At 63.4% G+C, this 23,238-nt stretch carries 23 protein-coding genes; 9 read left to right on the forward strand and 14 right to left on the reverse strand.

What is annotated here, in order from left to right; translation table 11 throughout:
- The first annotated feature begins 50 nt into the window (after positions 1-50).
- The gene (locus U5822_RS02655; protein WP_322854071.1) at positions 51-239 is read left to right on the forward strand and encodes a hypothetical protein; all 189 of its coding nucleotides are present in this window, start codon (positions 51-53) and stop codon (positions 237-239) included.
- An 8-nt stretch (positions 240-247) separates the two neighbouring features.
- Here the strand turns inward: U5822_RS02655 and U5822_RS02660 are convergent, their stop codons facing one another.
- Together U5822_RS02660 and U5822_RS02665 are read right to left on the reverse strand one after the other, a co-directional pair.
- Positions 248-1,036 carry a transporter substrate-binding domain-containing protein gene (locus U5822_RS02660; protein ID WP_322854072.1) on the reverse strand — a complete coding sequence of 263 codons (789 nt, stop codon included), beginning with the start codon at positions 1,034-1,036 and terminating at the stop codon, positions 248-250.
- 9 nt (positions 1,037-1,045) lie between these two features.
- Positions 1,046-1,378 carry a DMT family transporter gene (locus tag U5822_RS02665; protein WP_322854073.1) on the reverse strand — a complete coding sequence of 111 codons (333 nt, stop codon included), beginning with the start codon at positions 1,376-1,378 and terminating at the stop codon, positions 1,046-1,048.
- Positions 1,379-1,525: 147 nt separating this feature from the next.
- On the opposite strand from U5822_RS02665, the gene U5822_RS02670 reads away from it, so the two are divergent.
- The 4 genes from U5822_RS02670 to U5822_RS02685 all read left to right on the forward strand — a co-directional run bounded on the left by U5822_RS02670 (position 1,526) and on the right by U5822_RS02685 (position 7,907).
- Complete coding sequence (locus tag U5822_RS02670) at positions 1,526-2,737, forward strand: serine hydrolase domain-containing protein (RefSeq protein WP_322854074.1); 1,212 nt, start codon at positions 1,526-1,528, stop codon at positions 2,735-2,737.
- 109 nt (positions 2,738-2,846) lie between these two features.
- Entirely contained in the window at positions 2,847-4,124 is a 1,278-nt protein-coding gene (locus U5822_RS02675) for an O-acetylhomoserine aminocarboxypropyltransferase/cysteine synthase family protein (protein ID WP_322854075.1), read from the forward strand.
- A gap of 143 nt (positions 4,125-4,267) precedes the next feature.
- Positions 4,268-5,317, forward strand: coding sequence for a lipoyl synthase (gene lipA, locus U5822_RS02680; RefSeq protein ID WP_322854076.1), 1,050 nt, complete (start codon positions 4,268-4,270; stop codon positions 5,315-5,317).
- 94 nt (positions 5,318-5,411) lie between these two features.
- Entirely contained in the window at positions 5,412-7,907 is a 2,496-nt protein-coding gene (locus U5822_RS02685; RefSeq protein ID WP_322854077.1) for an efflux RND transporter permease subunit, read from the forward strand.
- A 77-nt stretch (positions 7,908-7,984) separates the two neighbouring features.
- Here U5822_RS02685 and U5822_RS02690 read toward each other — a convergent pair whose 3' ends face one another.
- Positions 7,985-8,434, reverse strand: coding sequence for a Spy/CpxP family protein refolding chaperone (locus tag U5822_RS02690; RefSeq protein ID WP_322854078.1), 450 nt, complete (start codon positions 8,432-8,434; stop codon positions 7,985-7,987).
- 242 nt (positions 8,435-8,676) lie between these two features.
- On the opposite strand from U5822_RS02690, the gene ylqF reads away from it, so the two are divergent.
- Positions 8,677-9,609, forward strand: a complete 933-nt coding sequence (ylqF, locus tag U5822_RS02695; RefSeq protein ID WP_322854079.1) for a ribosome biogenesis GTPase YlqF — start codon at positions 8,677-8,679, stop codon at positions 9,607-9,609.
- Here the strand turns inward: ylqF and U5822_RS02700 are convergent.
- Positions 9,578-10,333: a helix-turn-helix transcriptional regulator gene (locus tag U5822_RS02700; RefSeq protein ID WP_322854080.1), complete on the reverse strand. Its 756-nt coding sequence runs from the start codon at positions 10,331-10,333 to the stop codon at positions 9,578-9,580. The genes ylqF and U5822_RS02700 overlap by 32 nt on opposite strands.
- A 126-nt stretch (positions 10,334-10,459) precedes the next feature.
- Positions 10,460-10,993, reverse strand: coding sequence for an Mpo1 family 2-hydroxy fatty acid dioxygenase (locus U5822_RS02705; protein WP_322854081.1), 534 nt, complete (start codon positions 10,991-10,993; stop codon positions 10,460-10,462).
- Between the two features lie 232 nt (positions 10,994-11,225).
- Between U5822_RS02705 and fabB the strand changes: the two genes are divergently transcribed.
- Both fabB and fnr read left to right on the forward strand, forming a co-directional pair.
- Complete coding sequence (gene fabB / locus U5822_RS02710; RefSeq protein ID WP_322854082.1) at positions 11,226-12,434, forward strand: beta-ketoacyl-ACP synthase I; 1,209 nt, start codon at positions 11,226-11,228, stop codon at positions 12,432-12,434.
- Between the two features lie 185 nt (positions 12,435-12,619).
- A complete protein-coding gene (gene fnr / locus U5822_RS02715) occupies positions 12,620-13,372 on the forward strand; it encodes a fumarate/nitrate reduction transcriptional regulator Fnr (protein WP_322854083.1) in 753 nt (250 codons plus the stop codon).
- Between the two features lie 20 nt (positions 13,373-13,392).
- Here fnr and U5822_RS02720 read toward each other — a convergent pair whose 3' ends face one another.
- On the reverse strand, positions 13,393-14,268 hold the full coding sequence (locus U5822_RS02720; RefSeq protein WP_322854084.1) for a sugar nucleotide-binding protein: 876 nt from the start codon (positions 14,266-14,268) through the stop codon (positions 13,393-13,395).
- A 160-nt stretch (positions 14,269-14,428) separates the two neighbouring features.
- On the opposite strand from U5822_RS02720, the gene U5822_RS02725 reads away from it, so the two are divergent.
- Entirely contained in the window at positions 14,429-14,785 is a 357-nt protein-coding gene (locus tag U5822_RS02725; protein ID WP_322854085.1) for a hypothetical protein, read from the forward strand.
- A 21-nt stretch (positions 14,786-14,806) separates the two neighbouring features.
- Here U5822_RS02725 and alr read toward each other — a convergent pair whose 3' ends face one another.
- The 8 genes from alr to rnr form a co-directional block, all read right to left on the reverse strand.
- Positions 14,807-15,880: an alanine racemase gene (alr, locus tag U5822_RS02730; protein WP_322854086.1), complete on the reverse strand. Its 1,074-nt coding sequence runs from the start codon at positions 15,878-15,880 to the stop codon at positions 14,807-14,809.
- Positions 15,880-17,277: a replicative DNA helicase gene (dnaB, locus tag U5822_RS02735; protein WP_322854087.1), complete on the reverse strand. Its 1,398-nt coding sequence runs from the start codon at positions 17,275-17,277 to the stop codon at positions 15,880-15,882. Before dnaB ends, alr begins: the two co-directional genes overlap by 1 nt.
- Positions 17,278-17,406: 129 nt before the next feature.
- On the reverse strand, positions 17,407-17,853 hold the full coding sequence (rplI, locus tag U5822_RS02740) for a 50S ribosomal protein L9 (RefSeq protein WP_322854088.1): 447 nt from the start codon (positions 17,851-17,853) through the stop codon (positions 17,407-17,409).
- A 20-nt stretch (positions 17,854-17,873) separates the two neighbouring features.
- Positions 17,874-18,740 (reverse strand): YybS family protein, encoded by an 867-nt coding sequence (locus tag U5822_RS02745; RefSeq protein ID WP_322854089.1) that lies wholly within the window; start codon positions 18,738-18,740, stop codon positions 17,874-17,876.
- Between the two features lie 26 nt (positions 18,741-18,766).
- The gene (gene rpsR / locus U5822_RS02750; RefSeq protein ID WP_007154918.1) at positions 18,767-18,997 is read right to left on the reverse strand and encodes a 30S ribosomal protein S18; all 231 of its coding nucleotides are present in this window, start codon (positions 18,995-18,997) and stop codon (positions 18,767-18,769) included.
- Positions 18,998-19,022: 25 nt separating this feature from the next.
- Entirely contained in the window at positions 19,023-19,439 is a 417-nt protein-coding gene (gene rpsF, locus U5822_RS02755; RefSeq protein ID WP_322854090.1) for a 30S ribosomal protein S6, read from the reverse strand.
- Positions 19,440-19,681: 242 nt separating this feature from the next.
- Positions 19,682-20,419: a 23S rRNA (guanosine(2251)-2'-O)-methyltransferase RlmB gene (gene rlmB / locus U5822_RS02760; RefSeq protein ID WP_322854091.1), complete on the reverse strand. Its 738-nt coding sequence runs from the start codon at positions 20,417-20,419 to the stop codon at positions 19,682-19,684.
- Positions 20,420-20,434: 15 nt separating this feature from the next.
- A complete protein-coding gene (gene rnr, locus U5822_RS02765; RefSeq protein ID WP_322854092.1) occupies positions 20,435-22,996 on the reverse strand; it encodes a ribonuclease R in 2,562 nt (853 codons plus the stop codon).
- Positions 22,997-23,238: the final 242 nt, after the last annotated feature.

The raw sequence follows: 23,238 nt of genomic DNA on the forward strand, positions 1-23,238 counted from the left end.
GCAATGCCGTACTATGACGACCTGACATCCTCACACCGGTTTTACCGATCATGCCGTCTCGACACGCCGAGTCCCTGTTTCTGGTGGTTCTAGTGGTACCAGCGAGTTTGCTGGCTGCGGGCACCAACCTGAAGGCCATTGCCATTTCCCTGGCTCTGTTTGCCGTGTGCCTGCTGGTGTTCTTCTACCCGTCGATCAGCGACTACCTCAGGCGCCAGCGCCAGCAGCGCAACGACTGACACCCCGCTCAGAACCCCAGGTAGCGGTGGCCCAGCTCCTGCTGAAACGGCCCGATGTACTTCTCATTAATCTCGTACACCACACCCTCGGCCCAGGCCTCGTCGTAGCAGGCGTCGAAGGCTTCCGCCAGCTCGCGCTTCCGGAACACCATCTTGTACGGGGCCGGGGTGAAGATCGGGGCGAAGCGCAGCGCCGGCGTGCCTTTCAGGTTCAAGGTGCGGATTTCCGAGGTCAGGATCTGGCGATTGACCTCGGAGACAATCAGGCCATCGGCCAGGATGGCATCGACGCGCCCCAGCAACAGCAGGTGGGAGTGGATTCGCTGGTTGGCGATCTCGAACAGGTTGCCCAGTTCAGGCTCCAGTTCGTCCAGCTCCAACAGCTGGATGCCATTTTTGAAGGTGACCAGGTCAAGTCCCCGGAGATCGTCGAGGTCATCCAGCGAGCCGATCCGGTTGGCGTCGTACACCGCCCCATTTTGGTACCAGATGTAGGCCGCGGTAGACGCCCCGGCCAGCTCCTGGCCCAGCGGTACGGTCATGACCGCGTCGGCTTTGTCTGACTCCCGATAGGTCACCAGGTGCCGTCCGAAGGGCTGGATGGTGAACTCCGCCTGGTAGCCACAGCGCGCCAGGACCTGACGCACGGTCTCGGCGTCCCGACCCGAACCGCCGACCTCGGAAGCCCCCGGCAGATCCGGCGCCAGGATGCGCAACGGCTCCGCCCGGCCAAGCTCTGAGCCAAGCAGCAGCAACACACCAAACCAGGCCAACACCGGCTTACTGGGTAGAGTCATCGATCCTGCTCAATGGACACTGGTCTTCGACAGCACGTTCAACACAAACACCCCGGACACGATCAGCACCATGCCAACAATACCCCAGGCATCCAGCTTCTGGCCAAACACCAGCCAGCCGGCGGCCGCCACCAGGACAATCCCTAGGCCCGCCCAGATAGCATACGCAGTGCCAACCGGGATGGTTCGCAACGCCAGGCCGAGCAGGTAGAACGCCACGCCGTAGCCGACCACCACGACCACGGACGGCCAGAGCCGGGTAAAACCCTCGCTGGCTTTGAGTGACGACGTTGCCACCACTTCGGCGACAATGGCCATGGCCAGAAACACCCAATTCGTCATACTTAGCAACCTCCGTTTCTCGGCGGCCTATTGTGCTTGCCGGCTGGCAGAAAATGAACCGTAGAAACCGAGAGCGGTGATCCGCCCTGCCCCTTCTCGGAACCGCCAGAATGTCCTAAGCTCCGGTTTTGCCTCAAGGAGCCGCCCATGTCCCGGACCACCGTCGCTGGCCTCGACCTCGAACGCCTGGAACGCATCGCCCATCACATCGATGCCAACTACCTGAAACCCGGCAAGCTGCCGGGGGCCGTGACACTGGTGGCCCGGCAGGGGCAGGTGGTCTGGACCCACGCCCAGGGTCTGATGGACGTGGAACGGCAGAAACCAGCGCGCCGGGACACCCTGTTCCGGATCTACTCCATGACCAAGCCGGTGACCTCCATCGCGATGATGCAGCTGTACGAGCAGGGCCGGTTCCAGCTGGACGACCCGGTCCAGAAGTACATCCCGGCCTGGAAGGACCTGAAGGTGTACAAATCCGGCCATTGGCCGACGTTTGAGACCGAGCCACCCAGCCGCACCATGACCATCCGGGACCTGCTTACCCACACGGCCGGCCTGACCTACGGCTGGCTCGACCGCACCCAGGTGGATGCCGCCTACCGTCAGCTCAAACTGGACGGCGGTGGCAGCCTGACCCTGGACAAGCTGGTGGAACGTCTGGCCGAGCTGCCCCTGGAATTCTCGCCGGGGTCGGCCTGGAACTACTCGGTCGCCACCGACGTGGTTGGCTACCTGGTCCAGCGCCTGTCCGACCAGCCTCTGGACGACTATTTCCGGGACCACATCTTCGACCCGCTCGGCATGGACGACACCGGGTTCCAGGTGCCCGCCGCCAAGCTCGACCGCTTCGCCGCCTGCTACCTGCACCAGCCCGGCGACACCATGAAGTTGCAGGACGATCCCGAACGCTCCCGGTACCTACGCAACCCGAACTTCCTGTCCGGCGGCGGCGGCCTGGTGTCGACCGTGGACGATTACCACCGGTTTGCCCAGGCCCTGTGCCAGGGCGGTGCCTACCAGGGCCAGCGCATCATCGGGCGCAAGACCCTGGAATACATGCGCTGCAACCACCTGCCCGGGAACCAGGACCTTCCCGCCCTGTCGATTGGCGCCTTCAGCGAGACCCCGTACGCGGGCAACGGCTTTGGCCTGGGGTTCTCGGTGCGCACCGAGGTGGCCGGGGCCGGCACCATCGGCTCGGTGGGCGAGTTTGGCTGGGGCGGACTGGCCAGCACCTACTTTGTGGTGGATCCGGTGGAGGAACTGGTGGTCGTTTTCATGACCCAGCTGATGCCGTCCTCCGCCTACCCGATCCGCCAGGAACTGCGGGCGCTGGTGCACGGCGCCCTGGTCTGATCCCGGGCGCCGCCAGTCGGGCGCTATCTGGTCCGGGACTCTGTGGCATACTCGGACAACGCCAGCACGACAACCAACAACAGCAACAAACCAATGTAAGGACGTAGCAATGAAACTTGAAACACTGGCTCTGCACGCGGGTTTCGACGGCGACCCAACCACCCACGCCGCCACCACGCCCATTTACCAGACCACCTCCTACACCTTCGACGACACCCAGCACGGCGCCGACCTGTTTGACCTCAAGGTACAGGGCAACATCTACACCCGCATCATGAACCCCACCAACGCGGTGCTGGAGGAGCGCATGGCCCAGCTCGAAGGGGGCATTGGCGCCCTGGCCCTGGCCTCGGGCATGGCCGCCATCACCTACGCGCTGCAGACCATCTGCAAGGTCGGCAACAACATCGTCAGCACCAGCCAGCTCTACGGCGGCACCTACAACCTGTTCGCCCACTCCCTGCCCAACCAGGGCATCGACTGCCGGATGGTGCCCCACGACGACTTCGCCGCGGTCGAGCAGGCCATCGACGACAACACCCGGGCCCTGTTCTGCGAATCCATCGGCAACCCGGCCGGCAACGTGGTCGACATTGAGCGCTGGGCCGAGATTGCCCACCGCCACGGCATTCCGCTGATTGTCGACAACACGGTGGCCACGCCGTTCCTGTGCCGACCGTTTGACCATGGCGCCGACATCGTCGTGCACTCACTGACCAAGTACATCGGCGGCCATGGCACCACCGTGGCCGGCATCGTCGTGGATTCCGGCAAGTTCGACTGGAAGGCCAGCGCCGACAAGTTCCCGATGCTGAATGAACCGGACCCGTCCTATCACGGCGTGGTCTACACCGACGCCCTGGGCCCGGCGGCCTTCATTGGTCGCTGTCGGGTCGTGCCCCTGCGCAACACCGGCGCAGCGCTGGCGCCCTTCAACGCGTTCCTGATCATGCAGGGCCTGGAGACCCTGTCCCTGCGCATGGAGCGCCACTGCCAGAACGCGGAGCAGGTCGCCAACTTCCTGCAACAGCACCCGTCCGTGGAATGGGTCAACTACGCCGCCCTCGCCGACAGCCCTTACAAGGCCACCTGCGAGAAGATCTGCGGCGGCAAGGCATCGGGCATCCTGAGCTTCGGCATCAAGGGTGGGCGCGAGGCCGGCGCCCGGTTCATCGACGCCCTGCAACTGATCTACCGCCTGGTCAACATCGGCGACGCCAAGTCCCTGGCCTGTCACCCGGCCACCACCACCCACCGCCAGCTGAGCCCGGACGAGCTCAAGAGCGCCGGTGTCAGTGAGGACCTGGTGCGGCTGTCGATCGGCATCGAGCACGTCGATGACCTGATCGCCGACATCCGCCAGGCCCTGGACGCCGCCCAGGCCTGATCATCCGTTGCCCCCTCCCGCCGGGTACGACCAATGTCGTGCCCGGCATGCCCGTGATTGCCCGTACCTGCCTTGTAACTGCCTGTCGCCGCCATTACTCTTTACTGTCTGGCTATTCCCTTTTTTACGAGAGTCCGGTTGCTATGAGCGACAGCGCAAAATCCCGCATCACCAGTGGTTCCAAATTCCGTAACGAGCACGGCTTTTCCGCCATCAAGGATGGCATCAAGCGCAGCTCGAGCGGGACGTCGGAAGCCAAGCCGGTCGAGCGCAAGCCCAAATGGCTCCGGGCCAAGATGCCCGGCGGCGAGCGCTATGAGGCGGTGCGCAAGAATGTGTCGGAGCACCGGCTGAGCACCGTGTGCCAGGAGTCCCACTGCCCGAACATCGGCGAGTGCTGGGCCGCTGGCACTGCCACCATCATGGTGATGGGCTCGGTCTGCACCCGGGCCTGCAAGTTCTGCGCGGTCGACACCGGCAACCCCAAGGGCTGGCTTGATCACGAAGAACCGGAAAACACCGCCAAGTCGGTGGAACTCATGGGGCTGCGCTACATCGTGCTGACCTCGGTGGACCGGGACGACCTGGACGACGGCGGTGCCGGCCATTACGCCGCCTGCGTGTCGGCGATCAAGCAGCGCACACCGGATGTGGCGGTGGAAGCCCTGACCCCGGACTTTGACGCGGTCATGCCCCACGTGGAAAAGGTGGTGGATTCCGGCCTGGACGTGTTTGCCCAGAACGTGGAAACCGTCAAACGCCTGACCTCACGGGTACGGGACCCACGGGCCGGCTACGAAAAGACCCTGAGCGTACTGGCCCACGCCAAGCAGCACCGGCCGGACGTACTCACCAAGACCAGCCTGATGCTGGGCCTGGGCGAGACCGAGGAGGAAATCCTCGAGACCATGGACGACCTGCGTGCCATCGGCGTCGACATCCTGACCCTGGGCCAGTACCTGCGCCCAACCCCGAACCACCTGCCGGTGGAGCGTTACGTCACCCCGGAAGAATTCAACCGGTTCCGGGAAATCGGCCTGGAGAAGGGCTTCATGGAAGTCCCGTCCGGTCCAATGGTGCGCTCCAGCTACCGGGCCGACAAGGTGTTCGACCAGAACAACCTCGGCTTGGCCGTGCCGGAGGTGCCCCAGGCCACCAACGCCATGCAGATTCCGGTCAAAGCCGTCGACTAAGGTCGCACGACCGGGCCAAAGCGCCGGTTCATGGTCACAGTTATGATGGGTTTGTGGCACACTCTGCACTCGTTTCCCGCAGAGTAGTTGCTTCATGGACCGGTTTCGCGCCCTCTACGATCGTCTGATCCTCCCCAACCCCGCCTGGGTTCTCGTTGTGTTCGGCCTGCTGCTGGCCCTGGCCGCGGTGAAATTTGGCCAGTTCCGGCTCGATGCCTCGGCCGAATCCCTGGTTCTGGAGAACGACCGGTCCCTGGAACAGTACCGCGCGGTGAACCGGCGCTTCACCACCTCGGACGACTTCCTGATCGTCACCTACAGCCCCCGGGACGAGCTGTTCTCCGAACCGGGACTGGCGGATCTGCGGGCCCTGCGGGACGAACTGCAGGCGCTTGAGGCGGTCGGCTCCACCAACAGCATCCTGAACGTGCCGCTGCTGCACAGCGAGGCGCTGACCCTGGACACGGTCGATACCGAGATCAAGACCCTGGACCAAGACGAGGTGCCGCCGGACACCGCCCGCCAGGCGCTGCTGGACAACCCGCTCTACCCCAACCTGCTGATCAGCGAAGACGCCCGTACCACCGCCATCCAGGTCAACCTGCCGACACCGGAGCGCTATTTCGAGCTGCTCGGCGAGCGCAACCGGCTACGGGACAAGGCGGCCGCAGGCGAGGCCTCAGACGCCGAACTGGCGCAACTGGAGACCGCCAGCGATGCCTTTATCCGCTACACCGAGCGGCTGGGCGAGGAGCGGGACGCAACCATCGATACCGTGCGCGCCATCCTGGAGCAGTACCGGGACCGGGCCGAGATTCACCTGGGCGGGGTGCCGATGATCGTGTCGGACATGATCCGGTTTATCCAGAACGACCTGTCGACCTTCGGCCTCGGGGTGCTGGTGTTCCTGGTGCTGACCCTGGCGATCATCTTCCGGCAGTGGCGCTGGGTGCTGATTCCCATGCTCTGCTGCGGCTTCACGGTGTGGATGATGGTCGGTTTCCTGGGCTGGGCCAAGTGGCCGGTGACCGTGATCTCGGCCAATTTTGTGGCCCTGCTGCTGATCATGACCCTGTCCCTGACCATCCACCTGATCGTGCGCTACCGGGAGTTCCAGCATGACCAGCCGGACGCCGAGCCGAGGGCGATCCTGAGCCAGACCCTCATGGCCATGATCAAGCCCTGTTTCTACATGGCGATCACCACCATGGTCGCCTTCGGCTCGCTGACCTTCAGCGGCATTCGTCCGGTCATCGACTTCGGCTGGATGATGACCCTGGGGCTGACCGTGGCCTTCCTGATCACCTTCCTGGTGTTCCCCTGCCTGATTGCCCTGCTGCCACCGCCGCTGGACGCCCGGGTCACGTCCGACCGGGTCCCCTTCACCGATGCCTTCGCCCGCTTTACCGAGCGCTTTGGCACCACGGTGCTGGTGGCCTCGGCGATTATCGCGGTGCTGTGCGCGGTGGGAGTCAGCCGGCTGACCGTGGAAAACAGCTTCATCGATTACTTCAAAGACTCCACCGAAATCCACCAGGGCATGATCACCATCGACGACCGGCTCGGCGGCACCACGCCGTTGGACGTGGTGATCACCGACGATCCGGCGCCGGAAAGCGCTACCGGCGACAGCGACCCCTTCGCCAGCGGCTGCGACCCCTTCCTGGACGACTGCGGCGAGGCCGAAACCTATCGGGACACCTGGTACACCTACCAGAAGATGCGCAAACTCGGGCAGGTGCACGCCTATCTGGACAGCCTGCCGGAAACCGGCAAGGTGCTGTCCATCGACACCACCCTGGATATCCTGGCGCAGATCAACCAGGGCGAACGCCTGGATGCCCTGGAACTGGCCTTTGTGCCGGCCGCGGTTCCGGACGACCTGCAGGACGTGCTGCTGACCCCCTACATCTCCGAGGAACACGACCAGGCCCGGTTCAGCGTGCGGATCCTGGAAACCATGCCGGAACTGCGGCGTGAGGCCCTGCTGAACCGCATCCACGAGCACCTGACCACGGAACTGGGCTACGAGCCCGACCAGGTGCTGTTTACCGGCATGACGGTGATGTACAACAACATGCTGCAAAGCCTGTTCGACTCACAGATCAAGACCATTGGCGTGGTCTTCCTCGCCATCATGGCCATGTTCCTGCTGCTGTTCCGCTCGCTCAAGCTGGCGCTTATTGGCATTGCGCCCAACGTGATCGCCGCCGGCTCGGTGCTGGGCCTGATGGGTTGGCTCGGCATTCCCCTGGATATGATGACCATCACCGTGGCCGCCATCACCGTGGGCATCGCGGTGGACGACACCATTCACTACATCCACCGGTTCAAGACCGAGTTCAGCAAAGACCGGGATTATCTGGCGACCATGCACCGGTGCCACCGCAGCATCGGCCAGGCCATGTTCTACACCTCCCTGACCATCGTGGCCGGCTTCTCGATCCTGGTGCTGTCCAACTTCATCCCCACCATCTACTTCGGCCTGTTCACCGGGTTCGCCATGTTCATGGCCCTGCTCGGCGCCCTTACCCTGCTGCCCCGGCTGATCGTGATGATCAAACCTTTCGGGCCGACCGACACCGACTGACCGGAATCCTCCGGGCACAAAAAAAGGCCGCATCCTGGGATGCGGCCTTTTGCGTTCAGCGTGCCTTGCGGGCCGGTTTAACCGCCCTGCTGCTGTTGCATCATCTGACGCTGCTGCTGCATTTGCTGCTGCATCTGCTGCATGCGCTGGTCCAGGGTCTCACGCTGCTCCTCGGTGAACACGCTGTCGACCTTGGCCTGCATCAGGGTGGACAGTGCCGCGATCTCACCGGTCACCTCGCCCAGCTCCTCGGCGTTGTCCCGGATGGAGTCCTCGTCATAGTCCGGCTTGATCTCGGCCTGCATCTGCTGCTGCAGGGCGCGGGCTTCCTGGCGCAGTTCGCCAATCTCGCCCTGCATGTCATCGATGATGCCGCGAATTTCGCTTTGCTGGTCGTCGGACAGACCCACCATCTGGGCCAGCTGATCGACCTGGTCCGGCTGACCGCCAGCGGCCTGCTGGGCCAGGGCCGGAGTGGACAGGGTCAGTGCCACAAGTGCAGAACCAAAGACTTTTGCGAGCTTCATAAACTTCTCCGTTAACGGGGTGGCCACAACGTAAAAACCACCGGAATGCATCAATATGATTCGTCAGGTGTTACACCCTAAAACACCTACGCCCCGGTTTGCATCCCGATGGCCCCGGTTTTTGTACATATTTCTCACTACGCCGCCGCTCAAACCGCCACACGCGCGGGCTCAAACAAATGTGAAAATTTGGTCATTCCCCTTCATAATGGCGCCGTTCAACCACCAGCGGAGTACACGAGATGGCAATCAACTGGTTTCCGGGGCACATGCACAAGGCCCGCAAGGAGATCAAACAGGTCATGCCCCAGATGGACCTGATCATCGAGGTGCTGGACGCGCGCATTCCGTTCAGCAGCGAAAACCCGCTGGTACCGTCCCTGCGTGGCGACAAGCCGCTGATCAAGGTGCTGAACAAGCGCGACCTGGCCGACCCGGACATCACCGAGCAATGGCAGGCGTGGCTGGAACGGGAACGGGGCGTGCGCACCATTACCCTGACCCACAACCAGCGCAGCGAAGCCCTGGGCATCCTCAAGCTGGCCGAGGAAATGACTCCGGACCACGACCGCCAGAAACGGGCGTTGCGGGTGATGATCCTGGGCATTCCCAACGTCGGCAAATCCACCATCATCAACACCCTGGCGGGTCGCCCGGCGGCCAAAACCGGCAACGAGCCGGCCGTGACCCGGGCCCAGCAGGCGATCAAGCTGCCCAACAACGTCCTGCTGTACGACACCCCCGGCTTCCTCTGGCCCAAGCTGTCCCCGGAGGCCTGCGGCTACCGGCTGGCAGTGACCGGCGCCATCCGCAGCTCGGTCCTGGACTTTGAGGACGTCGCGCTGTTTGAGGCCGACTACCTGCGTCAGGCCTACCCGGAACTGGTGGCCGCCCGCTACGGCTTCGACCCGCTGCCCCCCGACGGTCTGGGGGTGATGGATGGCATCGCCGAAAAGCGCCGGTTTTTCAGCCGGGGTGGCATCCCCGACCTGCACAAGGTCTCGGAAATCCTGCTGAACGAATTCCGCGCCGGCACCCTGGGCCGGATTTCTTTGGAAACCCCGGAGATGGTGGAGCGGGAAGCCCAGGAAGCGGCTCGCGCCGCCGAAGAGAAAGCCGCCCGGGACGAAGCGCGGGGCAAGACTAGGAAGAAAGGCCGCAGCGGCAAATCCTGAACCGGCCACCACTGGCGTAGTCCGAGGGCAAGGCATCGAACATGCCGCGCGCGGTGCGCACGAAGTGCGGCTGGTCGTAGAACCCGGCCTCCATGGCCAAGCGCGACAGGGACTTGCCCGGCTCCCAGTGCGCCAGCACCTGGTTCATCTTCAGTTGCAGCAGGAACCGACGCAGGGTGACGCCGGTCTGCTGGCGAAACAGGTGACTGAGTCGGGACGCCGACAGTCCCACCGCCGCGCCCAGCTCCCCCACGTCGATTTTGTCCGGCAGCGCCGAGCGCAGCCAGGCACACACCTGTTCGACCCTGGGGTCGATGGCCGTCGGGGTGGTACCGACCTGCTCGATGGCCTCGGTCAGCGCCGAGGCTACGGTCGCGCAATCAGACTCCGGACCCAGCGCCAGGGTTTCCGAGGCAGTCCCCAGGTCCACCGAGTCGGCGCCAGCCAGCAGTGGCAGCAGCGAACGCCACAGGGCGCTGTCCGGATCCAGCTGCGCGCCCCACATCCGGGTGCTGCCGGGGTCCAGGGACTGCTCCACTTCCGGCGCCACCAAGGCCGCCCGGGTCGAGCGCCACTGGCCATTTACCTGAAGTTGGAAGGGGCCATCGAGTCCGACCAGCCAGGACGCGCTGGTGTGGCGATGGGGACGATTGGGCACGAGTTGCCCGACCACCTGCCAGTGATCGGGCCAGAGGAACAGGGTGCCGTTGGAGAACTGCTGCATATCCGGGCTGGCTCGCAAGTCTGGACGATGGCCAAAGCATACCCCAGTTCGGCGCTTTCACCAGCCCCGGCTTCGATCATTCGGCGCCATCAACCCGGTCCGTCGGGCCGGGCCGGCGCGGTTAGCTCAGTGGCCCTGGATGTGACCGCCGGACTGGTTCTTGTCGTGGCTGTTCAGGGCGTATGGCACCGGAATACCCAGCTTGGCGGCAAACTCGATGCTGACGAAGATGGGCCCGATCAGCAGGAACACCAGGTCTTCGACAAACGACGGCTTCTTGCCTTCGATCTTGTGGCCGTAGACCTGCAGCGCCCAGGCGGCGATCCACACCACCAGACTGGTCCAGAACAGGGACCAGCCGGCCGCCAGCACGGACTGGATGATCCAGGCGGAAACCGCAAACCAGCCCGCCATGAGCACGAACACGCCCAGCGACAGGCGCAGATACACCACCCCGGACACGGCCGCCAGCACCGTGGCCCCATTCAGCCATTCAGCGGCGGCGCCGGTCAGGCCGAGCCAGCTGCCGATCGGGATCAGCCACAGCAGCCCGAGGGTGGAGAAGACGATGGCCGGCACACAGACAATGTGCACCCACTGGTTAAAGGAATTCTGGTGGCTCTCGCCGTAGTCGCCCAGAAACTGAGGCAATGAACGCATGGTGTTGCTCCCTTGTTGTTGTCCGAAGTTGAGGCCAGTCTAGCAAGCCCGGGGCTGGCAACCTTGTACGTAACGGCTATCGCCCGCGTCCTGACCCTGCCCTCGTCATTGACCCGTATCCCTGTCCCTTACCAAGGTCACATATCCCGGTTCGGGCAAAGCCCTTACACTGTGTGACAGTGACATTGCTCGAACGGTTCGGCCCCAGCAGCGGGCCACAGAGGAGGAAAGTATGAGACGCGTCGTCGTCACCGGCATGGGCATCGTGTCCTGCCTTGGCAATTCCCTGGATGAGGTACTGGACAGCCTGAAAAACGGGAAATCCGGCATCCGTTTCAACGACACCTACAAGGAAATGGGCTTTCGCAGCCAGGTTTCCGGCACACCGGATGTCGACACCTCGGTCATCGACCGCAAGATCCGCCGGTTCATGGGGCCTTCGGCCATGTACAGCTACCTGTCCATGGAGCAGGCCATTGCCCAGGCGGGCCTGACCGAGGAGCAGATCTCGAACGACCGCACCGGGCTGATCGCCGGGTCCGGCGGCGCCTCCTGCTCCAGCCAGGTTGAGGCCACCGACATCATGCGCGAGAAAGGCGTCAAGCGCATTGGTCCGTACATGGTGCCGCGCATCATGACCAGCACGGTATCGGCGTGCCTGGCCACCGCCTACAAGATCCGTGGCGTGAACTACTCCATGTCCTCGGCCTGCGCCACCAGCGCCCACTGCATTGGCCATGCCATGGAGCAGATCCAGTCGGGCAAGCAGGACATCGTGTTCGCCGGCGGCGGTGAAGAGGAGGACTGGAGCCTGACCATGATGTTCGACGCCATGGGCGCCCTGTCCACCAAGTACAACGACGCCCCGGCCACCGCCTCACGGCCCTTCGACACCGGTCGCGATGGCTTCATCATCGCCGGTGGCGGCGGCATGATGGTGCTGGAGGAACTGGAGCACGCCAGAAAACGCGGTGCCAACATCATCGCCGAGCTGACTGGTTACGGCGCCACCTCGGACGGCTACGACATGGTCGCGCCCTCCGGCGAAGGCGCCCAGCGGTGCATGGAACAGGCCATGGCCACCATCCGGGGCAAGGTGCAGTACATCAACGCCCACGGCACCAGCACCCCGGTGGGCGATGTCGCGGAAATGGGCGCGGTGCGCAAAACCTTCGGCAGCGACGTCCCGGCGATTTCCTCCACCAAGTCCCTGTCCGGCCACTCCCTGGGCGCGGCGGGCGTGCACGAAGCCATCTACTCACTGCTGATGCTGCAGAACGGGTTCATGGCCGGCACCGCCAACCTGACCCAGGTGGACGAGAAGATCAGCGACCTGCCCCTGGTCGGCCCGGCCTCCAAACCGGCGGACCTGACCACGGTCATGTCCAACAGCTTTGGCTTTGGTGGCACCAACGCCTCGCTGGTGTTCGAGAAGCTCTGAGAGTAGCCACCACCAGGCTTTTCCCGCAGCGCTCAGTCCTCTGGGCGCGCGCTCCCTATCTGTCGCGGACCCTCTCTGGTCCGCGATTTTTTAGGGCCTCTCAAGACACCGCAGGATTGGCAAAAACGGGGTTCCGTACTAAGGTACGAGAATTGATCCGGATCAATTCAGACGAAACCCCGTTTATGACTCAAGCCATCCCCTACCGTCAGGTTCCCCCAGCTCTCAAAGCCTCGTGCCATCAATGCAGCCTGAGCAATCTTTGCTTGCCCCTGGCGCTTGAGGACAACGACTTGGATCGGCTTGAGGACATCGTCCGGCAGGGTCGGGTCTTCGACCGAGGCGAGCACATCTTCGATCAGAGCACGCCCTTCCGCTCCTGTTTTGCGGTGCGCAGCGGCGCCGTGAAAACGTCGATCGTGACCGAATCGGGGGAGGAGCAGGTCACCGGATTTTATCTGCCGGGCGAGCTGATCGGGCTCGACAGCATGAGCGACAACCACTACGCCTGCACCGCCCGGGCGCTGGAGCGCACCAACGTGTGCGAGTTTCCGGTGGATAAACTGGAAGAGCTGACGGTCAAGCTGCCGGATCTGCAGCACCACCTGTATTACCTGATGAGCCAGGAAATCCGCAACAGCCACCAGCTGGCCCTGCTGCTGAGCAAGAACACCGCCGAGGAGCGCATCGCCGCCCTGCTGCTGTCCCTGTCGAGCCGGTTCCAGCGCCGGCGCCTGTCCGGCACCCGGTTCAGCCTGCCGATGCCCCGCAACGACATCGCCAACTTTCTCGGTCTGGCGGTGGAAACGGTCAGCCGGGTGTTCACCCGCTTTCAGCAACAGGGGCTGATCAAGGCCCGGGGCCGGGAGGTGGAGTTGCAGGACCTGGAGGCGCTGCAGAAGATCACCCGGGAATTCACCCGCCAACGCTGCCAGTAACCGACGCTCCAGGCGTCGCGCTATTCCGCCGGTGCCTTGGCGTCCCGGCCGTTGGGCGCTTTCAACATGGCAATCTCATCGACCAGACCGGAGCGCCAGGGCTGCTGCTTGATGCCAAAGGTGTTGCGGATCTTGGTGCAGATCAGGGTGGTGTTGAGCGGCTCCAGCTGGCCCCAGGACGGCACCTCGTCCACCACCCGAATGCCTTCCGGAATGCCCGGCAGACCGGCGATCGCCAACCCCAGTTCGTACAGATTGATCTCTTCCGCGCCGGCGTATTGGTAGGTGCCCCAGACTTCCGCGCCGCAATCGATCTGCATGATCACCGCGGTGATGACCCGGGCCAGGTCCCGAACCGCCACCGGCTGACCACGACAGCGCCCGGGCAGGGACAGGGTCTGGCTGGCCGCGGTGCTGGCCTGGACCTTGCGGATGAAGCGCGACAGGCTCCAGCCCGTGCGCAGGATGATGTGCCGGGGCAGCAGCGTGCGCAACGCCTGCTCGCACTCCCACTGCCAGTTGCCCAGCTCGTTGAACGGTTGACCGGGGTTGGAGGTGATGTAGCCGGTCTGCTTGCGGCCATCGAATACGTAGCACGATGACAACTGAAACAATGCCATGCCACGATCCCGGGCGTACTCGGCAATGGCCACCGGCAGGCAGAACGCGGCCTTGTGGGTGCTCTCGGGGTCCTGCTGCGCCACCTCCGGGTCGGACAGCCAGAGCGCATTGACGATCAGGTCGGTGTCCTCGGGAATCCAGTTCTCCAGGGCATTGAGATTGGCACTGGCCGGATCGCTGACCAGCAGTGGGCTGACCTGCAAGGGGGTATCCCGCAGACGTTCCAGGACCAGCTTACCGAGCGGACCATAATCGTGGACTACAAGCACATGCACGAGGAGTCGTTGCCTCCAGACTTTCACTGATATGACGGAATTCCCGACCGGTCAGGCCAATGGCAGCCCCACACCGGTCCCTACAATAACAGCCAACACCAACCATCGGCAGTTTTCTTTTCGCCTTTGCCATCAACTGCCTATAACAACAGGATTCGACATGCTGAAGCAACAGAGCCACATTGTGGCGCCGATTCCCGACGAACTGCGCTCCCGCGCCCTGAGTACCGTGACCGAGCTGCGCAACCGCGGCAAGGCCGACAAACAGGCCATCGACCAATTGTTCGAACTGATTGTAGAAATGACCGACTCGGGCCTGGATTTCTTTTTTCTGGAGCCCCTGCGCCGCCTGAACGCCAGCAGCATGTTGATGGGCATGGCCCGGGTGGGCATCAGCAGCATGCTCAAGGGCAGCAAGATGGTGGTCCACAAGGTCCTGAAAAAACTGGACGATCGGAGCCTGGCGGCCATCCTCGACTTCATCGAGGAAATCATTCACGAGCCCGAAACCGCCTGATTCCGGGCCGGATCTCCTGCGCTACCGGTATTCCCGCGGCACCCGCGCGGTGATACCGGTCAGCAGCTCATAACCGATGGTGCCGGCACAGCGGGCCACCTCATCCACCGCCACCGTCTCGCCCCAGAGTTCAACCACGTCGCCCTCTCGGGCGTCCGGGACGTTGCTCAAATCCACCGCCAGCATGTCCATGGACACCCGCCCGATCAGGCGAATGCGCCGGCCATTGATGGCCGCGGGCGTGTCCGTGCCCGCGTGCCGGGGGTAGCCGTCACCGTAACCGATGGCGACCATGCCCATGCGCAAACGCCGGTCGGCGACGAAGCCGGCACCGTATCCCACCGACTCGCCCGCCTCGATGGTGCGCACCGACATCAGCGGCGCCTGCAGCGACATCACCGGCTTCAGGCCGAGCTCCGGGCCGATCTTGCCGAGCAGCGGCGAGCCGCCGTACAGCATGATGCCGGGCCGGCTCCAATCGAACAGGGGCTGGCCGGGAATGAAGTGCGCGGCCGAATTGCCAACGCTTTTCATCAGCTCCGGCCAGGGCGCCGTCGCCTCGACAAAGCAGGCGGTCTGCTCCTCGGTCATGGCGCTGTCGTTGTCGTCGGCGCAGGCGAAGTGGGTGACGAACCCGAGCAAACCGGGCCGGGCCCCGAGGCGGTCAAGCCGGGCCATAACGTCGGCCAGCTCGTCGGGATGAAAACCGAGCCGGTTCATGCCGGTGTTGACCTTGAGCCAGAAGGTGGGGCGGGCCTCGCCCTGCTCCAGCCAGTCCAGTTGCTGATGGCCGTGCAGCACCGGCTCGAAGCCCCGCTGCAGACACAGGTCCAGATCACCCGCGCTGTGCACGCCCTGCAACAGCACCACCGGCTGCAGCAGTCCGGCGGCGCGAATGGCCAGGGCTTCTTCCAGGCAGGCGACCGCGTATTTGGGGGCGTCGGAGAGCGCCTGAGCCACCTGGGCAATGCCGTGCCCGTAACCGTCGGCCTTGACCACGGCCATGGCCAGGGCCGGCGCGGCCCGTTCCGACGCTTGCCGGTAGTTGTGGCGCAGGGCCTCGAGATCAATGCGGGCAAGGGTCGGACGAGGCATCAGTAATCGTCACCGTAGTCGCCGTGGGCCAGGTCTTCGAATTTGGTGTACTTACCAATGAACGCCAGCCGTATCGTGCCGATCGGCCCGTTACGCTGCTTGCCGATGATGATTTCAGCGATGCCCTTGTCCGGGGTGTCCTCGTTGTAGACCTCGTCCCGGTACACGAACATGATGACGTCGGCGTCCTGCTCGATGGCCCCGGATTCCCGCAGGTCCGAGTTGACCGGGCGCTTGTTGGGCCGCTGCTCCAGACTCCGGTTGAGCTGAGACAGCGCTACCACCGGGCAACTGAGTTCCTTGGCGATGCCCTTCAGGGAACGCGAGATTTCCGAGATCTCCGCGGTCCGGCCCTCGGTGTTGCCGGGCACCCGCATCAGCTGCAGGTAGTCGACCATGATCAGGCCGATCTTGCCGTCGTTTTCCCGGGCAATCCGGCGCGCCCGGGAGCGCATTTCGGTGGGACTCAGGCCCGGGGTGTCGTCGATGTACAGGGGTTTGTCCTTGAGCAGGCTCACGGCGGAGGTCAGGCGCGGCCAGTCGTCCTCCTCGAGCTTGCCGCCCCGGACCTTGGTCTGGTCGATGCGGCCCAGGGAGGACAACATCCGCATGGCCAGGGCGTCGGCGGGCATCTCCATACTGAACACCAGGACCGGGGTACCGGTGCTGATCAGGGCGTTCTCGACGATGTTCATGGCGAAGGTGGTCTTACCCATGGACGGGCGACCGGCCACGATGATCAGGTCGGACGGCTGCATACCGGAGGTGCGGTCGTCCAGGTCCCGGAACCCGGTGGTCAGACCCGTGGTCTGCTCGCCGGACTCAAACAGCTCTTCAATTCGGCTCAGGGTCTTGGTCAGGATCGGATTGATGGCCTGGGGGCCGCCGCCTTCCTTGACCCGGGACTCGGCGATCTGGAACACGCTGCGCTCGGCCTCGTCCAGGATCTCGTTGCTGTTGCGGCCCTGGGGGTTGAACGCGGAGTCGGAGATCTTGCCCGACACCTCCACCAACTGACGCAGCACCGAGCGCTCCCGCACGATGTCGGCGTAGGCCTTGATGTTGGCTGCGCCGGGGGTCTTTTCCGCCAGCTCGGCGAGATAGGCCAGGCCGCCGGCGTCTTCGATGTCGCCGGCGCGCTCCAGGAACTCGGCGAGGGTGACCACGTCCAGTGGCTCGCTCTCACTGGCCAGGCGCTCGACCGCGCCAAAAATCAGCCGATGGTCCTGGCGGTAGAAATCGGCGGCGGAGATGATCTCGGAGATTTCATCGAACCGGCGGTTGTCCAGCATGAGACCACCCAGCACCGCCTGCTCAGCCTCCAGGGAATGGGGCGGCACTTTGATGCGGCTGGTTTCAAGGTCGGTGTTTGCGGGTTTGATATTGGGCTTGGCCATAACAACGTCTTCTGCTGGATACCACGAACCGCTAAGAATACCAGAAAGCAACGGGCCCGAAACCGTCTCCGGTTCGGGCCCGTTCAATCAAGCGGGGGTCGGGTAACCGCCCCCTGTCGATGCTACAGATCAGTCTGCAACAACGGCCAGCTTGACAGTCACTTCAACGTCAGAGTGCAGCTGCAGCTCGATGTCGTACTCGCCGGTCACGCGGAGCGGACCTTCCGGCAGACGAACTTCGCTCTTCTCGACCTCGGTACCGGCGGCGCTGATCGCGTCGGCGATGTCGCGAACACCGATGGAGCCGAACAGCTTGCCTTCTTCACCAGCCTTGGAGCTGATGGTGAAGGACTGACCTTCCAGCGCTTCAGCGCGGCTCTGGGCAGCGGCCAGCTTCTCGGCAGCCGCTTTTTCCAGCTCGGCGCGACGCTCTTCGAACGCCTTCAGGTTTGCTTCAGTGGCAGGTACTGCCTTGCCGTACGGAAGCAGGAAATTACGACCGTAACCGGCCTTTACCTTTACCTTGTCACCCAGGGAGCCAAGGTTTGCAACTTTCTCGAGCAGAATAACTTCCATCTCGTTAACCTCTTCGTGCTTTATTCAGCCGGCCCGGCGGGTTTCATACGCCCCCGGATATCCAGCCAGCTATCCACAAAAGCCAAAACCACCAACAGAATCATCAGGCTTGGGCCCAGCAGCGCCAGTGCAACGTAGAACAACACCAGCCACTGCCCACTCAGTTTCTTGAGACCGACGATGCCATGGACCAGGGCCACGCTCGCCAGGAACAGGGGCGTACCCGCCACCCATGCCAGCAACATGGCGTTCAACCCGAGCATCGGGCCCAGCACCATGGTGACTGCACACACCACCGCAACGGCGGGTGACAGCCTCAGGGCATGGAACTCCTTGCGGAATCCGCCGGGGTTATAGAGCCCCGCCTGCCACGCCCTGGCCAGCATCGTCATGCCCACGCCGATGGCCAGGTAGGAACCGGCCATGCTCGCGTTCATCGTGTCCCGGATGACCTGTTCCAGGTCGGACCCGAGGGTCTGGGCCACGTCGGCATTGTACTGTTCGTAAAAACTGACCCCGGCCTGGACCAGATCGTCCAGCAATCCCGGGTAGATCACGGGCAACATCAGCCCGGTCACTATCGCCAGAAAGCTCCCTCCGAGAAGGGCCCTTTCCCAGGACAGCGTTGCTCTCAGGATCGACGCCATCAGCATCACCTGCAGCAAAACCGCCAGCGCGGTCGGGTCCTGCCCGAACCAGCTCCAGCCGAGTGCCGGGAGCAATGCCCAGAGGCCGACGTTCAACCCCTGACTGATGCCGAGCCTGAGAATCACCAGGCCGACAACCGCTGCGCCAATCCAGAACAGCAAGGGCACCGCAGTCGTGACTGCTGCTACCCCGCCGGCCTGCAGGGGACCGCGCATTACATACTGTGCCAGTGCACGCATGGTCCCAAGTCCTGTGTCTCTGTTACTTAGTTATCGTGGCTGTCCGAGTACGGCAGCAGTGCCAGGTAGCGGGCACGCTTGATCGCGGTAGCCAGCTGACGCTGATAACGTGCTTTGGTGCCGGTGATGCGGCTGGGCACGATTTTGCCGGTTTCAGTGATGTAACCTTTCAGGGTGTCCAGATCCTTGTAATCGATCTCTTTGACACCTTCTGCCGTGAAGCGGCAGAACTTACGACGTCTGAAAAAACGAGCCATAACTTAACTCCTCAACTCCGGTTAATTACTCTTCTTCGTCCTGGGTCTCAGCCTTGCGACGGTCGTCGGACTCGGCTGAACGGCGCGGACGGTCATCTCCACCAGAACGACGGTCCTCGCGGGACTCGGCGGCTTTCATCGGAGACAGATCGGTAACGGCCTCGTCGCGACGCAGGATCATTTCGCGGATGATGGCATCGTTGAACCGGAAGTTGTGAGTCAGCTCGTCCATAGCGGCCTGTGAACATTCGATGTTCATCAGCACGTAGTGAGCCTTGTGAATCTTGTTGATCGGGTAAGCCAGGTGACGACGGCCCCAATCTTCCAGGCGATGTACCTGACCGCCATCTTCAGTGATGACGCTGGTATAACGCTCGATCATCGCGGGCACCTGCTCGCTCTGATCCGGGTGTACCATGAACACGATTTCGTAGTGACGCATGAGTTCTCCCTACGGTTTATACAGCTTTCTTTCGCCCATCGGGTACGACCCGCGTGGCCGAACGTGAAAGCAAGGAGGTGACAGCTTCGGCTGCCGGTTTCATTTTTTGCTTTATCAATAAGGCTTTACGAAAAAGGCTTGATCAAAAGCGAGGTTTCGGATGGCCACTTTCAGGCAATACAAAACCACCCCTTGGAAAAGGGGTGACGTATTCTAGGCATCCAGCGGGTTCTGTGCAAGGGTTAACCAAGGCGCTGGCGCAAGGCTTCGTACAGACAGACCCCGGTTGCCACCGACACGTTCAGGCTGTCGACGTGGCCGAGCATGGGGATGTTGATCAGCTGGTCGCAGTGCTCCCGGGTCAGGCGCCGCATGCCCTTGCCCTCGGCGCCCATGACCAGAGCCACCGGGCCCTTGAAGTCGGCCTGGAACAGGGTCGCCTTGGCCTCACCGGCGGTGCCGATCAGCCAGACTCCCTGATCCTTCAAGGTGCGCAGGAAACGCGCCAGATTGGTGACCCGCACAAACGGCACCGTCTCGGCCGCGCCGCAGGCGACCTTGCGCGCCACCGGGGTCAATGACGCCGACTTGTCCTTGGGCACAATCACCGCCTGCACCCCGACCGCGTCGGCGGTGCGCATGCAGGCGCCCAGGTTATGGGGATCGGTGACGCCGTCCAGCACCAGCAGGAAGGGCGCGGCGTCCTGGCCGGCCAGCTGCGCCAGCAGATCGTCCTCGGTCCACTCCCGGCTTTCGCTGACCGCGGCGACTATGCCCTGATGCACACCGGCGACCCGCTCATCCAGCTCCTTGCGATGAACCACCTGCCAGCGCACCCCCAGGTCATTGAGGGCATCGGTGATCACCTTGACCCGCTTGTCCTGCCGTCCGGTCTGGATCCAGACCCGCTGCAACCGCTCCGGCTCGCGCTTGAGGACCGCCTCGACCGCGTGCCAACCAAATACATACTCTCCGGACACTGAACCTGCTTCCTGTTACTTGCGGGATTTGCGTTTTTTCGGGGCCTTGCCGCCCTTGCCAGGCTTCTGGTCCTGCTCCAGGGCGAGCTTGGCGGCCTGGGCCACCAGCTCGTCCCGGGCCGACATGGGCTCGTCCTTGGGGCTGGCCGGTTTCTTGTCCGTGGCTGGCCGTTTGCGCGGCCGCTTCAGCTCACCGCCGCCGGAATCCTTGGCTTTCTTGCCGGCCTTGGCCGGCTTGTCCCGGCCCGCGGCCTTGCCCTTGCCGGAATTGCGTCGCCCCTTGCCCCGGTCATCGGCCTTCTTCGGCACCTCGAGGGCATCCCGGTCCGCCTGCCGGTGCACCGGGTCGCTGATCAGCTCCAGGTCAATCTTGCGATCTTCCATGCCAACCCGCACGACCTTGACCCGGACTTCGTCCCCCAGCCGGAAACTCATGGCTGTGCGCTCACCGATCAGCCGGTGCTTGACCGCATCGTGGTGGAAATAGTCGCCACTGAGAGTGGATACGTGCACCAGACCTTCAATATAGACGCCCGACAACTCGACAAAGAACCCGAAAGGCACCACCGCGGCGATGACCCCATCGTAGTCTTCGCCCACGTGGTCGCGCAGGTACTCGCACTTGAGCCAGGCCATGACGTCGCGGGTGGCGTCGTCGGCGCGCCGCTCCGCCATGGAGGTGTGCTCGCCAAGCTGCTCCATCCGGGCCATGTCGTAGGGATAGACGGCCAGCTCGGCATCGGTCTTCGGCGGTTTGACCACATCCTTGGCGTCGTTGGTGCCGTGGATGATCGACTTAATCGCTCGATGGGCGATCAGATCCGGGTAACGCCGGATGGGTGAGGTAAAGTGGGCATAGCCGGCGAAGCCCAGGCCAAAGTGACCGCCCTCTTCCGGGCTGTAAACAGCCTGACTGAGCGAGCGCAGCATCACCGTCTGAATCACGTTGGCGTCCGAGCGCTCGGAGATTTCCGACAGCAGGGCCTGGTAGTCGGCGGAAGTGGGGCTGTCTCCACCGCCCAGCTGCAGCCCCAGTTCCCCCAGGAACAGCCGGACCGCATTCAGCCGCTCCTCGGAGGGGCCGTCATGCACCCGGTACAGTGCCGGCAGCTTGTACTTTTTCAGGAAGCGCGCGGTGGCCACGTTGGCGCACAGCATGCACTCCTCGATGATCTTGTGGGCGTCGTTGCGGGTGACCGGCACGATCTCCTCGATCTTGCGCTGGGCATCGAACACGATCTTGGTTTCGGTGGTCTCGAAATCGATGGCACCGCGCTCGGTGCGCGCCTCGCGCAGCAACTGATACAGGCCATACAGGTTGTGCAACTGCGGCAGCACATGGGCGTACTGCTCGGACAGGCGACTGCCCTGGGGCGATTCGGGCCGCTCCAGGATGTCGCTGACCTTGTTGTAGGTCAGCCGGGCGTGGCTGTACATCACCGCCTGATAGAACTTGTACCCGCTGATCCGGCCGGCGGCGCTGATGGTCATGTCCGCCACCATGCACAGCCGGTCCACCCCCGGGTTCAGGGAGCAGAGCCCGTTCGACAGTTTCTCGGGCAGCATCGGCACCACGTGGTCCGGGAAATACACCGAGGTACTGCGGTTGACCGCCTCCTCATCCAGCGGCGTGCCCGGACGTACATAATGGGACACGTCGGCGATGGCCACCACCAGCCGGTAGCCGCCGCGGGGTCGGGGTTCGCAGTAGACCGCGTCGTCGAAATCGCGGGCGGTCTCGTCGTCGATGGTCACCAGCCGGAGGTTGCGGATGTCGACCCGGTTTTCCTTGTCCTTTTCCGCGACCTGCTCGGGAATGCCGGCTACCTGCTCGCCCACCGCCGGCGGCCAGCTGTGGGGAATGTCGTAGGAGCGGATGGCAACATCAATCTCCATGCCCGGCGCCATGTGCTCGCCCAGCACTTCCACCACCTTGCCCAACGGCTGGGTGCGGATACTGGGCTGACGAACGATGTCCACCACCACGTACTGACCGTGACGGGCTTCACCCACGTTCTCGGCCGGCACCAGCACCTCGTGGTTGATGCGGGCGTTTTCCGGCACCACGAAATTGATGCCGCTCTCCTGGAAGAACCGCCCCACGGTCTGGCTGGTCCGGTGCTCCAGCACCTCGACAATCACCCCTTCCCGGCGGCCGCGCTCGTCGACCCGGTCGACCCGGGCCGCAACCCGGTCACCGTGGAAAACCTGGCGCATCTGACGGGCGGTCAGGAACAGGTCGCTGCCACCATCGTCCGGAATCAGGAAACCAAAGCCGTCCTTATGGCCCACCACTTTGCCGGTGACCAGGTCGGCCTCCTCTATAGGCAGGTAGGCGCCCCGACGGTTGCAGATCAATTGGCCGTCCCGACACATGGCGATCAGCCGACGCCGCAGCGCCTCGATACCTTCCGGCGAGGTCTGGTCGAGTTCGGCACACAGGGTCTCGTGGGTGGCGGGCGCACCGCGCTCCTTCAGATGAGCGAGGATGAATTCCCGACTCTGGATGGGGTTGTCGTATTTCTGGGCCTCACGATTGGCGTGAGGATCCCGGGAGCTGTTCTTCCTGGAAGCCATTCGGATCCTTGCTGTCATTCTGCGCCCATGGGGCGCGGATGAATTCATTTGAGGTGCAGTATAACGTTGGGAGAGCACAGCTGCCTAACAAGGGCGGGGGAATAGGCATAAATACCTGCCAAACTTTTTTTTCAGAAAATGTTTGACAGCTCCTGCCGGAATTATTAAAGTACGCGCCATCGGTTGAGGGACACACCTAACCGACGGCAGAAACGTCTAGTTTTCAACAAGCTAACGACGCA

Origin of the sequence: Marinobacter qingdaonensis, assembly GCF_034555935.1 — a bacterium.
In the GTDB taxonomy this organism is placed as follows: Bacteria; Pseudomonadota; Gammaproteobacteria; order Pseudomonadales; family Oleiphilaceae; genus Marinobacter; species Marinobacter qingdaonensis.

Excerpts from the sequence above, each read along its gene's own strand:
- U5822_RS02690 (WP_322854078.1), bottom strand. The coding sequence starts at position 8,434 with ATGAAGCTCGCAAAAGTCTTTGGTTCTGCACTTGTGGCACTGACCCTG.
- U5822_RS02705 (WP_322854081.1), bottom strand. The coding sequence starts at position 10,993 with ATGCGTTCATTGCCTCAGTTTCTGGGCGACTACGGCGAGAGCCACCAG.
- U5822_RS02660 (WP_322854072.1), bottom strand. The coding sequence starts at position 1,036 with ATGACTCTACCCAGTAAGCCGGTGTTGGCCTGGTTTGGTGTGTTGCTG.
- U5822_RS02675 (WP_322854075.1), top strand. The coding sequence starts at position 2,847 with ATGAAACTTGAAACACTGGCTCTGCACGCGGGTTTCGACGGCGACCCA.
- rpsF (WP_322854090.1), bottom strand. The coding sequence starts at position 19,439 with ATGCGTCACTACGAAATCGTGTTCATGGTACACCCGGATCAGAGCGAG.
- dnaB (WP_322854087.1), bottom strand. The coding sequence starts at position 17,277 with ATGGCCAAGCCCAATATCAAACCCGCAAACACCGACCTTGAAACCAGC.
- lipA (WP_322854076.1), top strand. The coding sequence starts at position 4,268 with ATGAGCGACAGCGCAAAATCCCGCATCACCAGTGGTTCCAAATTCCGT.
- fnr (WP_322854083.1), top strand. The coding sequence starts at position 12,620 with ATGACTCAAGCCATCCCCTACCGTCAGGTTCCCCCAGCTCTCAAAGCC.
- U5822_RS02725 (WP_322854085.1), top strand. The coding sequence starts at position 14,429 with ATGCTGAAGCAACAGAGCCACATTGTGGCGCCGATTCCCGACGAACTG.
- ylqF (WP_322854079.1), top strand. The coding sequence starts at position 8,677 with ATGGCAATCAACTGGTTTCCGGGGCACATGCACAAGGCCCGCAAGGAG.
- U5822_RS02745 (WP_322854089.1), bottom strand. The coding sequence starts at position 18,740 with ATGCGTGCACTGGCACAGTATGTAATGCGCGGTCCCCTGCAGGCCGGC.
- U5822_RS02655 (WP_322854071.1), top strand. The coding sequence starts at position 51 with ATGCCGTCTCGACACGCCGAGTCCCTGTTTCTGGTGGTTCTAGTGGTA.
- U5822_RS02665 (WP_322854073.1), bottom strand. The coding sequence starts at position 1,378 with ATGACGAATTGGGTGTTTCTGGCCATGGCCATTGTCGCCGAAGTGGTG.
- U5822_RS02700 (WP_322854080.1), bottom strand. The coding sequence starts at position 10,333 with ATGCAGCAGTTCTCCAACGGCACCCTGTTCCTCTGGCCCGATCACTGG.
- rpsR (WP_007154918.1), bottom strand. The coding sequence starts at position 18,997 with ATGGCTCGTTTTTTCAGACGTCGTAAGTTCTGCCGCTTCACGGCAGAA.
- rplI (WP_322854088.1), bottom strand. The coding sequence starts at position 17,853 with ATGGAAGTTATTCTGCTCGAGAAAGTTGCAAACCTTGGCTCCCTGGGT.
- U5822_RS02670 (WP_322854074.1), top strand. The coding sequence starts at position 1,526 with ATGTCCCGGACCACCGTCGCTGGCCTCGACCTCGAACGCCTGGAACGC.
- U5822_RS02685 (WP_322854077.1), top strand. The coding sequence starts at position 5,412 with ATGGACCGGTTTCGCGCCCTCTACGATCGTCTGATCCTCCCCAACCCC.
- alr (WP_322854086.1), bottom strand. The coding sequence starts at position 15,880 with ATGCCTCGTCCGACCCTTGCCCGCATTGATCTCGAGGCCCTGCGCCAC.
- rnr (WP_322854092.1), bottom strand. The coding sequence starts at position 22,996 with ATGGCTTCCAGGAAGAACAGCTCCCGGGATCCTCACGCCAATCGTGAG.
- fabB (WP_322854082.1), top strand. The coding sequence starts at position 11,226 with ATGAGACGCGTCGTCGTCACCGGCATGGGCATCGTGTCCTGCCTTGGC.